Source organism: Pseudomonas sp. KCJK9000, assembly GCF_046230725.1.
Taxonomy (GTDB): Bacteria; Pseudomonadota; Gammaproteobacteria; order Pseudomonadales; family Pseudomonadaceae; genus Aquipseudomonas; species Aquipseudomonas promysalinigenes.
On the sequence record NZ_JBJJLN010000085.1, the window covers coordinates 1 to 11,070 of the forward strand.

The window sequence follows — 11,070 nt, forward strand, 5'->3', positions numbered from 1 at the left end:
CTGGCGTTACTGGCCAGAGACAAACGTAGGAGCGAGCGCAGCTCGCGATGCGCCGCGCGGGCGGCGCTCGATCTCCAAACCACCACACATCTCACGCCATCCACTCACATCCTGAAAACCTCATTCCCATCGCCCCGCCAACACCATAACTACGCTGTTCCAAAACACGCTCATCAAGGATGATTTGCAATGACCAGACACCATGGCTATAGGCTTCGCCATGCCCGATGCTCGGTTCCCGGCAGGCTTTATATGCTGACAACCGTTACTCACCAGCGTCGCCCACTGTTTCGCGATCTGCGCTGTGCGCGACTAGTCGTTCATAACCTTCGCCATGCCGAGCAGAAACATCATTGTCGTTCGCTGGCCTGGGTCGTCATGCCGGACCATGTGCACTGGCTGCTCGAATTGAAAGATACGACACTTGGCATGCTGATGCAGCGCTTCAAGTGCCAGTCCAGCAATGCATTGCACAAGGCCGGAATCAAAGCGTCGCCGATATGGCAGGCCGGCTACTATGACCGGGCCTTGCGTCGAGACGAAGATATTCTAAAAGCTGCCAGGTATATCGTTGCTAATCCGATCAGGGCAGGACTGGTCGCCAAGGCCGGCGATTATCCTCATTGGGACGCGGTGTGGGTGTGAATGGAGGGCGGTAGAGAGACTGCGCCTGGTAGATCGAGCGCCGCCCGCGCGGCGCATCGCGAGCTGCGCTCGCTCCTACGTTTGTTTCTGGCCAGTAACGCCTGTGACAGGCGCGCGCGACCGCCTTGTTGATACGACGCGGTATCACGCCCTGCGCCAAGGCGTCCGCGCGCAAATCCCCCATGACTAACTGGCCAGAAACAAACGTAGGAGCGAGCGCAGCTCGCGATGCGCCGCGCGCGCGGCGCTCGATCTCAAAACCGCAACCCCCTTTACGCCGATACCCCGCCGCCCAAACAAATTTCCAACACGCATAAAAAAAGGGTGGCCCGAAGGCCACCCCTTTTCACCGATCAAACAAAACTCAGTTCTGCTTGGCCATTGCTTCGCGCAGCAGCGCAGCCATGGTGGTATCGGCAGCCGCTTCCGGAGCGTTTTTCAGGCTCTGGATGGCTTCACGCTCTTCAGCGTCGTCTTTCGACTTGATCGACAGGCTGATGACGCGCGATTTGCGGTCAACGCTGATGATCTTGGCTTCGATCTCTTCGCCTTCCTTCAGGACGTTACGCGCGTCTTCAACGCGGTCACGGCTGATTTCGGAAGCTTTCAGAGTGGCTTCGATGTCGTCGGCCAGAGTGATGATGGCGCCTTTGGCGTCAACTTCTTTCACGGTGCCCTTGACGATAGCGCCCTTGTCGTTGACAGCAACGAAGTTGGAGAACGGATCGTCTTCCAGCTGCTTGATGCCCAGGGAGATGCGCTCGCGCTCTGGGTCAACCGACAGGATGACGGTTTCCAGCTCGTCGCCCTTCTTGAAACGACGCACGGCTTCTTCGCCGGTTTCGTTCCAGGAAATGTCGGACAGGTGAACCAGACCGTCGATGCCGCCGTCCAGACCGATGAAGATACCGAAGTCGGTGATCGACTTGATGGTACCGGTGATCTTGTCACCCTTGTTGAACTGGCCGGAGAAGTCTTCCCATGGGTTGGACTTGCACTGCTTGATGCCCAGGGAGATACGACGACGCTCTTCGTCGATGTCCAGAACCATGACTTCCACTTCGTCGCCAACCTGAACGACTTTCGACGGGTGGATGTTCTTGTTGGTCCAGTCCATTTCGGAAACGTGTACCAGACCTTCAACGCCTTCTTCCAGCTCAGCGAAGCAGCCGTAGTCGGTCAGGTTGGTAACGCGAGCCTGTACACGAGTACCTTCTGGGTAACGTGCAGTGATAGCTACCCACGGATCTTCGCCCATCTGCTTCAGACCCAGGGAAACGCGGTTGCGCTCACGGTCGAACTTCAGAACGCGTACGTCGACTTCGTCGCCAACGTTAACGATTTCCGATGGGTGCTTGATGCGCTTCCAAGCCATGTCGGTGATGTGCAGCAGGCCGTCGATACCGCCCAGGTCCACGAATGCGCCGTAGTCGGTGAGGTTCTTGACGATACCTTTGACTTGCTGGCCTTCCTGCAGAGTTTCCAGCAGGGCTTCGCGCTCGGCGGAGTTCTCGGCTTCCAGCACGCTGCGACGGGAAACGACAACGTTGTTGCGCTTCTGGTCCAGCTTGATGACCTTGAATTCCAGCTCTTTGCCTTCCAGGTGGGTGGTGTCGCGCACAGGGCGGACATCAACCAGGGAGCCCGGCAGGAACGCACGGATGCCGTTAACGTCGACAGTGAAGCCGCCCTTAACCTTACCGTTGATAACGCCCTTGACCACTTCTTCGGCGGCGAAAGCTGCTTCCAGAACAATCCAGCACTCGGCGCGCTTGGCTTTTTCACGGGACAGCTTGGTTTCGCCAAAGCCGTCTTCGACCGCGTCCAGCGCAACGTGAACTTCGTCACCGACCTTGATGGTCAGCTCGCCAGCTTCGTTGTAGAACTGCTCGAGCGGGATGACGCCCTCGGACTTCAGGCCAGCGTGTACGGTAACCCAGTCGCCGTCGATGTCGACAACGATACCGGAGATGATGGCACCCGGCTGAAGATTGAGGGTTTTCAGGCTTTCTTCAAAGAGTTCTGCAAAGCTTTCGCTCATTTTAATTCCTGTAGATTCGGGCGAAACAGACGCCCATCGCCACATTCCAGACAATGTGGGTTTGTTTTAAGTAAAGGAAAGCGGGCAGGACGTTGACTGGTGCCCCTGCCTGCTTTCCTGGTTATCAGACCAAGCCGCGTTGGGCGAGCTCGTTCCTGATACGTTGCAGCACCTGCTCGATGGACAACTCGGTGGAGTCCAGCTCAATGGCATCGGCCGCTGGCTTGAGCGGGGCCACTGCGCGCTGGGTGTCGCGCTCATCGCGCGCACGAATCTCATCTAGCAGACTCGACAGACTAACATCTTCACCCTTGCCCTTCAACTGCAGGTAGCGGCGGTTCGCACGTTCCTCGGCACTGGCGGTGAGGAATACCTTGAGAGGCGCATCTGGAAACACCACGGTCCCCATGTCGCGGCCATCGGCGATCAGGCCCGGCGCTTCACGGAAGGCGCGCTGACGCTGCAAAAGCGCTGCGCGCACCGCCGGTAGCGAAGCGACCATCGAGGCGCCGGCACCGACGGTTTCGGTGCGGATGACATTACTGACGTCCTCACCCTCCAGAATGATCTGCTGAAGCTTACCTGGCTCGGCCGCGATGAACTGCACATCCAGATGGGCGGCCAGGGCCTTGAGCAGCTCTTCGTTGGTCAAATCGACGCCGTGGTTGCTGGCGTTGAACGCCAGCAAGCGGTACAGCGCGCCAGAGTCCAGCAGCCTCCAGCCCAATTCACGCGCGAGGATGCCAGCGACGGTCCCCTTGCCCGAACCGCTCGGGCCATCGATGGTGATGACCGGCGCTTGCGAATTCACAGCTTGCCCTCTTCGGCGACGCGGATACCCACATCGGCACACAGTTTCAGGAAGTTCGGGAACGACGTGGCAACGTTGGCGCAATCATGGATGCGGATCGGCGCACTGGCACGCAGCGACGCGACGCTGAAAGCCATGGCAATACGGTGGTCACCGTGGCCATGCACTTCGCCACCACCCAGCTGACCGCCCTCGATGATGATGCCATCCGGAGTGGGCTCGCACTTGATGCCCAGGGTGATCAGGCCGTCGGCCATCACCTGGATACGGTCGGATTCCTTCACCCGCAGCTCCTCAGCGCCGCGTAGCACGGTGCGCCCTTCGGCACAGGCGGCAGCCACGAACAGTACAGGGAACTCGTCGATGGCCAAGGGGACCAGCTCTTCAGGGATATCGATCCCTTTGAGCTTGGCACCTCGCACGCGCAGGTCGGCCACAGGCTCACCGCCGACTTCACGCTGGTTTTCCAGGGTGATGTCGCCGCCCATCAGGCGCAGGATGTCGATCACGCCGGTACGGGTAGGGTTGATGCCAACATGCTCGAGCACCAGCTCCGAGCCTTCGGCGATGGATGCCGCCACCAGGAAGAAAGCAGCCGAAGAGATATCCGCCGGCACTTCGATACGGGTTGCGGTGAGCTTGCCACCAGACTGCAGCGACGCGACCGGGCCGTTGCTCTGCACCTCGTAGCCAAAGCCGCGCAGCATGCGCTCGGTGTGGTCGCGGGTCGGTGCAGGCTCGGTAACGGTGGTGGCGCCTTCGGCGTACAGGCCTGCCAGCAACAGGCAGGATTTGACCTGGGCACTGGCCATCGGCAGCGTGTAGGTCAGGCCCTTGAGCTTGCTGCCACCGCGAATGGTCAGCGGCGGGCGGCCATCGGGGCCGGTCTCGACCACGGCACCCATCTCGCGCAGCGGGTTGGCCACACGGTTCATCGGGCGCTTGGACAGCGAAGCGTCACCGGTCATGGTCACATCGAACGGCTGGCCGGCCAGAAGCCCCGAAAGCAGGCGCATCGAGGTGCCAGAGTTGCCGACGTACAACGGGCCAGGTGGCGGCTTCAGGCCGTGCAGGCCAACGCCATGGATGGTTACGCGACCATGGTTGGGCCCTTCGATGACCACACCCATGTCACGAAATGCCTGCAGGGTCGCCAGGGCATCTTCGCCCTCGAGGAACCCTTCGACTTCGGTCGTGCCTTCGGCCAGCGAGCCGAGCATGATCGAACGGTGAGAAATCGACTTGTCGCCCGGTACGCGGATTCGCCCGGTCAGGCGGCCACCGGGTTGGGCCAGGAAAATCAGATCGTTGGCGTTCATAGCGTCCACATAGGCCCGGCGGGCCAGGATTTTACTGAAATGCTCGCGGGCAACCCGTGCACGGGTGAATACACCCAGCAGTTGGTGCCCGTCCCCAGCATCGACCGCGTCGCGCAAGGCGTCGAGGTCGCTGCGAAAAGTGTCCAGGGTGCGCAGGACGGCCTCGCGGTTGGCGAGGAAGATGTCATGCCACATGGTCGGATCGCTGCCGGCGATTCTCGTGAAATCGCGGAAACCTCCCGCAGCGTACCGGAAGATGTCGAGGTTTTCATTGCGTTTGGCCAACGAATCGACCAAGCCGAATGCCAGCAGGTGCGGCAGGTGGCTGGTGGCTGCAAGCACTTCGTCATGGCGCTGCACCGGCATGTGTTCCACATCGGCATCCAGCGCACGCCACAGGCGGTCGACCATGGCCAGCGCGGCCGGGTCGGTTTCTTCCAACGGCGTCAGGATGACCTTGTGGCGGCGGAACAGGCTGGCGTTGGCCGCCTCTACCCCGCTCTGCTCGGAGCCGGCGATAGGGTGACCGGGAACGAAGCGCGGCAGGCGCTCGCCAAATACGGCGCGCGCCTCGCGCACGACGTTACCTTTGGCACTGCCCACATCGGTGATGATCGCATCGCCAAGCTCCAGCTGGGCCAGGCGCGCCAGCACCTTCTCCATGGCCAGGATCGGCACGGCAAGCTGAATGACGTCGGCGCCGACACAGGCTGCGGCGAGGTCCGCTTCGCAGCGGTCAACCACGCCCAATTCTACCGCCAACTTGCGCGACGGCGCATCGAGATCGACACCGATCACCTCGCGGCACAGGCCGCTTTCACGCAGGCCCTTGGCGAAAGAGCCGCCGATCAGGCCGAGGCCGACCACAACCAGGCGGTCGATGATTGGCGCGGCTTTGGTTTTTGCTGCATTTACCACTGGTGCGAACCCTGTTCAGAAATCTAGGCAGCCTGTGGGCCCCACGGGGCTGCATTGCAGCCCGTCGCGACTCAAAGCCGCTTCTACAGGGCCCAACTCTGTCGAATCAAAGCACTGCTTTGGGATAGGAACCCAGCACCTTGAGCGCCACGGCCTCCTGGCTGATCTTCTCGAGCACCGCCTTGATCAGCGGGTCACGGTGGTGGCCAACGAAGTCGATGAAGAACACGTAGGTCCACTTGCCGCTGCGCGAGGGGCGAGTTTCGATACGGGTCAGGTCTATACCGTTCTCGTGGAACGGCACCAGAAGCTCATGCAGCGCACCTGGCTTGTTGCTCATTGAGACGATGATCGAGGTCTTGTCGTCGCCGGTAGGCGGCACTTCCTGCTGGCCGATCATCAAAAAGCGCGTGGAGTTGTCCGGGCGGTCTTCGATTTTTTCGGCCAGACGGGTCAGGCCATACAGGTTGGCCGCCATGTCACCGGCGATCGCGGCTGAATTCCACTCGCCCTTGACCCGCTTGGCCGCCTCGGCGTTGCTGGAAACCGCCACACGCTCGACGTTCGGGTAATGCGCATCCAGCCATTTACGGCACTGGGCCAAGGACTGGGCGTGGGAGTAGATGCGGGTGATGCTATTGGTCTTGGTGCTCTCGCCGACCAGCAGGTGATGGTGAATACGAAGCTCGACCTCGCCACAGATCACCATGTCGTGCTCGAGGAAGCTGTCCAGAGTGTGGCTTACCGCGCCTTCGGTGGAGTTTTCCACCGGCACCACGCCGAAGTTGACGGCCCCGGCTGCCACCTCACGGAACACTTCGTCGATAGCCGCCATCGGGCGGCTGACCACGGCGTGGCCGAAGTGCTTCATGGCCGCCGCCTGGGTAAAGGTGCCCTCAGGGCCGAGGTAGGCGACCTTGAGCGGCTCCTCCAGGGCCAGGCAGGACGACATGATTTCGCGGAACAGCCGCGCCATCTCTTCGTTGCCCAGCGGGCCTTTGTTGCGCTCCATCACCCGTTTGAGCACGGCAGCTTCGCGCTCAGGGCGGTAGAACACCGGCTTTTCGCCCTCGGCCAGTGACGCCGTCTTGACCCGCGCCACTTCTTCGGCGCAGCGGGCACGGTCGCTGATCAGCTCGAGGATCTTCTCGTCGAGGCTGTCGATGCGTACCCGCAGGGCCTTGAGTTCCTGTTCGGACATCAACCGTGCTCCTTCTCGAATTCGGCCATGTAGGCCACCAGGCTCTCAACGGCCTCCAGGCCCAGGGCGTTGTAGATCGAGGCGCGCATGCCACCCACCGAGCGGTGGCCCTTGAGGTTGAGCAGGCCCCGGGCGTCAGCGCCGGCCAAGAAGGCTTTGTCCAGGCGCTCGTCAGCCAGGCGGAACGGCACGTTCATCCACGAACGGGCGTTGTGGCTGATCGGGTTGGTATAGAACTCGCTGGCGTCGATGAAGCCGTACAGACGGTCCTTCTTGGCGCGGTTGCGTTGCTCCATGGCCTCGACGCCGCCCTGCTGCTTGAGCCACTCGAACACCAGGCCCGAGAGGTACCAGGAATACGTAGCCGGGGTGTTGTACATCGAGCCGTTGTCGGCAGCGACCTTGTAGTCGAGCATGGTCGGGCAGCTGCTGCGAGCGCGGCCAATGAGGTCCTCGCGAACGATCACCACCACTAGGCCGCTTGGGCCGATGTTCTTCTGCGCGCCAGCGTAGATCATGCCGTACTGGGAGACATCGATCGGGCGCGAAAGAATGTCGGAGGACATGTCCACCACCAGCGGAACGTCGCCGGTTTCAGGTACCCAGTCAAACTGCAGGCCGCCAATGGTCTCGTTGGACGCATAGTGGACGTAGGCTGCGTTCTTGGTCAGTTTCCACTCGTTCTGGCCCGGGATCGCCAAGTAGTCGTAGGGCTTGGCACTGGCCGCGATGTTGACAGTACCGAAACGGCGCGCTTCTTCGATGGCCTTTTTCGACCAGATACCGGTCTCGACATAGTCGGCAGTGGCGTTTTCCGGCAGCAGGTTCAGTGGAATTTCAGCGAACTGCTGGCTGGCGCCACCCTGCAGGAACAGGACTTTGTAGTTGGAGGGGATGGACAGCAGGTCACGCAGGTCCTGCTCGGCCTTCTCGGCGATGGCCACGTAATCGTCGCTGCGATGGCTCATCTCCATCACCGACAAGCCCTTGCCGTTCCAGTCCAGCATTTCGGCCTGGGCGCGCTGCAACACAGCGTCAGGAAGCGCAGCAGGGCCTGCGCAGAAGTTAAAGGCTCGTTTGCTCACATCCACTCTCGCTCTGCCAAATAGTACAAATCTTGATTCGGTTGCTACATACCCTGCAGGAACAGTGGCGCCTGCATCGCGAGCTGCGCTCGCTCCTACACAGTCAAACGGGGCGACCTTGGTCGCCCCGCTCGGGTTTTACACCTGTTTATTCCTGTGGAGCCTCTTCGGCGCCCGCAGCTTCATCATCGGGTGCATTGGCCTCGATACCGTCCTCGTCCGCCTCGATCATGTCGTCGAGCTCGTCCTCGGATGGCTCCTGGATACGCTCAAGGCCCACCAGGGTTTCGTCGCTGGCCAGCTTGATCAGCGTCACGCCCTGGGTGTTACGGCCCAGGCTGGACACTTCACCCACCCGCGTGCGCACCAGCGTGCCTTGGTCGGAAATCAGCATGATTTCCTCACCTTCCTGCACCTGGATAGCGCCGATCAGCAGGCCGTTGCGCCCTTTGGTCCCCATGGCGATCACACCTTGGCCACCACGGCCGCGACGCGGGAACTTGGAAAGCGGCGTACGCTTGCCGAAGCCACGCTCCGAAGCAGTGAGGATCTGCGCGCCGGATTCGGGGATCAGCATCGAAATGATCTGCTGCCCTTTGCCCAGCTTCATGCCCCGCACACCACGGGCGGTACGGCCCATTTGGCGCACCACGCTTTCGGCGAAGCGGATAACCTTGCCGGCGTCGGAGAACATCATCACTTCCTTGGCACCATCGGTGATCGCAGCAGCGATCAAGGTGTCGCCTTCCTTGAGCTTCAGGGCGATCAGGCCACTGGTGCGCGGACGGGCGAATTGCGCCAGCGGCGTTTTCTTGACCGTACCGGAGGCGGTAGCCATGAAGATATAAGCGCCGGTCGGTTCGGCCACCCACTCAGGCGTGTCGCCGTCCTCTTCGTCGATTTCTTCCGGCTCGACGATTTCACCTTCGATGACACCGTCGTCGCCATCTTCCAGCTCTTCTTCAGGGTCGGCGTTCTGCTGCAGAGCCTCGAGGTCGATCTGCAGCATGGCGGTGATGCGCTCACCCTCCTCCAGCGGCAGCAGGTTGACCAGCGGGCGGCCACGGGCGGCGCGGGAGGCTTCAGGAATGTCGTAGGTCTTGAGCCAGTACACTTTACCCTTGCTGGAGAACAGCAGCAGCGTGGCATGGCTGTTGGCGACCAGCAGGTGTTCGATGTAGTCCTCGTCCTTGACGCCAGTGGCCGACTTGCCCTTGCCGCCACGGCGCTGGGCCTGGTACGCGGACAACGGCTGGGTCTTGGCATAGCCGCCGTGAGAGATGGTCACCACACGCTCTTCTTCGGGGATCATGTCGCCGTAGTTGAGGTCGTGGCGGGCATCGAGGATTTCGGTGCGACGGGCATCGCCGTACTCGGCACGGATCGCTTCGAGCTCTTCGCGGATCACTTCCATCAGGCGCTGGGCGCTGTTGAGAATGCGGATCAGCTCGCCGATCTGTTCCAGGATTTCCTGGTACTCGGCCAACAGCTTCTCGTGCTCCAGACCAGTCAGGCGGTGCAGGCGCAGGTCGAGGATGGCCTGAGCCTGTTCCGGCGACAGGTAGTACTTGCCATCACGCAGGCCGTACTGCTCTGGAAGGTCCTGCGGGCGGCAGGAGTCGGCACCGGCACGTTCGACCATGACCTGCACGGCACTGGATTCCCAGGCCTTGGCGATCAGCGCCTCCTTGGCTTCGGACGGCGTCGGCGAGGCTTTGATCAGGGCGATGACCGGGTCGATGTTGGACAAGGCAACGGCCTGGCCTTCAAGGATATGGCCACGCTCGCGAGCCTTGCGCAGCTCGAATACGGTACGGCGGGTCACCACTTCACGGCGGTGACGCACGAAGGCTTCGAGCAGGTCCTTGAGGTTGAGCAGGCGCGGGCGCCCGTCGACCAGCGCGACCACGTTGATCCCGAACACGCTCTGCAGCTGAGTTTGCTGGTAGAGGTTGTTCAGCACCACCTCGGGCACTTCGCCACGGCGCAGCTCGATTACGATGCGCATACCGTCCTTGTCGGACTCGTCGCGCAGCTCGGTGATGCCTTCGATTTTCTTTTCTTTGACCAGCTCGGCGATCTTTTCGATCAGGCGAGCCTTGTTCAGCTGGTACGGCAGCTCGGTGACGACGATCTGCTGACGGCCGCCGACCTTGTCGATGTCTTCGATGTGGGAGCGGGCGCGCATGTAGATGCGGCCACGGCCGGTGCGGTAGGCCTCGATGATGCCCTGGCGGCCATTGATCAAACCTGCGGTCGGGAAGTCCGGGCCGGGGATGTACTGCATCAGCTCGTCGACGGTGACCTCAGGGTTGTCGATCAGCGCCAGGCAGCCATCGATGACCTCGCCGAGGTTGTGCGGCGGGATGTTGGTCGCCATGCCCACGGCGATACCACTGGAGCCGTTGACCAGCAGGTTGGGGATGCGCGTAGGCATGACCGCCGGGATTTGTTCGGTGCCATCGTAGTTGGGCACCCAGTCGACGGTTTCTTTGTGCAGGTCGGCCAGCAGTTCGTGGGCCAGCTTGGCCATGCGCACTTCGGTGTATCGCATGGCTGCGGCGTTGTCGCCGTCGACCGAACCGAAGTTGCCCTGGCCATCGACCAGCAGGTAACGCAGCGAGAACGGCTGGGCCATACGTACGATGGTGTCGTAGACCGCAGTGTCGCCGTGGGGGTGGTACTTACCGATCACGTCACCGACCACACGGGCGGATTTCTTGTACGGCTTGTTCCAGTCGTTGCCCAGTTCGCTCATTGCATAGAGGACGCGACGATGCACGGGCTTCAAGCCGTCACGCGCATCGGGCAGCGCTCGCCCGACAATCACGCTCATCGCGTAGTCGAGGTAAGACTGTCTCAGTTCGTCTTCGATATTGACCGGGAGGATTTCTTTGGCCAGTTCGCCCATGAGAAGCCTGATTCCTTTTTCTGGTGAAACTTCGCAGCTCCATCAAGGGCCGAACGAAGCTCGCCGCCGCAGCGCAAAGGGGTGCGACGACTTACGACAAATCAATGAGTTGTAGCATGGATCTGCGCAATGAAGGCCG

At 61.4% G+C, this 11,070-nt stretch carries 7 protein-coding genes; 1 reads left to right on the plus strand and 6 read right to left on the minus strand.

The features are described 5' to 3' along the window. The first annotated feature begins 189 nt into the window (after nucleotides 1–189). Nucleotides 190–645 (plus strand): REP-associated tyrosine transposase, encoded by a 456-nt coding sequence (locus tag ACK59H_RS21740; protein ID WP_261745019.1) that lies wholly within the window; start codon nucleotides 190–192, stop codon nucleotides 643–645. 364 nt (nucleotides 646–1,009) lie between these two features. Here the strand turns inward: ACK59H_RS21740 and rpsA are convergent, their stop codons facing one another. The 6 genes from rpsA to gyrA all read right to left on the minus strand — a co-directional run bounded on the left by rpsA (nucleotide 1,010) and on the right by gyrA (nucleotide 10,931). Continuing rightward, nucleotides 1,010–2,686, minus strand: a complete 1,677-nt coding sequence (rpsA, locus tag ACK59H_RS21745) for a 30S ribosomal protein S1 (RefSeq protein ID WP_186476568.1) — start codon at nucleotides 2,684–2,686, stop codon at nucleotides 1,010–1,012. Between the two features lie 124 nt (nucleotides 2,687–2,810). Continuing rightward, on the minus strand, nucleotides 2,811–3,497 hold the full coding sequence (gene cmk / locus ACK59H_RS21750; protein ID WP_060480587.1) for a (d)CMP kinase: 687 nt from the start codon (nucleotides 3,495–3,497) through the stop codon (nucleotides 2,811–2,813). After that, nucleotides 3,494–5,701 (minus strand): bifunctional prephenate dehydrogenase/3-phosphoshikimate 1-carboxyvinyltransferase, encoded by a 2,208-nt coding sequence (locus ACK59H_RS21755; protein WP_230849807.1) that lies wholly within the window; start codon nucleotides 5,699–5,701, stop codon nucleotides 3,494–3,496. The genes cmk and ACK59H_RS21755 overlap by 4 nt, the downstream gene beginning before the upstream one ends. Before the next feature lie 139 nt (nucleotides 5,702–5,840). After that, nucleotides 5,841–6,935 (minus strand): prephenate dehydratase, encoded by a 1,095-nt coding sequence (pheA, locus tag ACK59H_RS21760; protein WP_027918183.1) that lies wholly within the window; start codon nucleotides 6,933–6,935, stop codon nucleotides 5,841–5,843. Then, nucleotides 6,935–8,020 carry a 3-phosphoserine/phosphohydroxythreonine transaminase gene (gene serC, locus ACK59H_RS21765; RefSeq protein WP_060480591.1) on the minus strand — a complete coding sequence of 362 codons (1,086 nt, stop codon included), beginning with the start codon at nucleotides 8,018–8,020 and terminating at the stop codon, nucleotides 6,935–6,937. Before serC ends, pheA begins: the two co-directional genes overlap by 1 nt. A 148-nt stretch (nucleotides 8,021–8,168) precedes the next feature. Beyond that, a complete protein-coding gene (gene gyrA, locus ACK59H_RS21770; protein ID WP_060480590.1) occupies nucleotides 8,169–10,931 on the minus strand; it encodes a DNA gyrase subunit A in 2,763 nt (920 codons plus the stop codon). Between the last annotated feature and the right edge of the window lie 139 nt (nucleotides 10,932–11,070).

What these genes read in the sequence shown, in the direction of transcription:
- ACK59H_RS21740 (WP_261745019.1), top strand. Translation starts at nt 190, where the DNA reads ATGACCAGACACCATGGCTATAGGCTTCGCCATGCCCGATGCTCGGTT.
- rpsA (WP_186476568.1), bottom strand. Translation starts at nt 2,686, where the DNA reads ATGAGCGAAAGCTTTGCAGAACTCTTTGAAGAAAGCCTGAAAACCCTC.
- pheA (WP_027918183.1), bottom strand. Translation starts at nt 6,935, where the DNA reads ATGTCCGAACAGGAACTCAAGGCCCTGCGGGTACGCATCGACAGCCTC.
- gyrA (WP_060480590.1), bottom strand. Translation starts at nt 10,931, where the DNA reads ATGGGCGAACTGGCCAAAGAAATCCTCCCGGTCAATATCGAAGACGAA.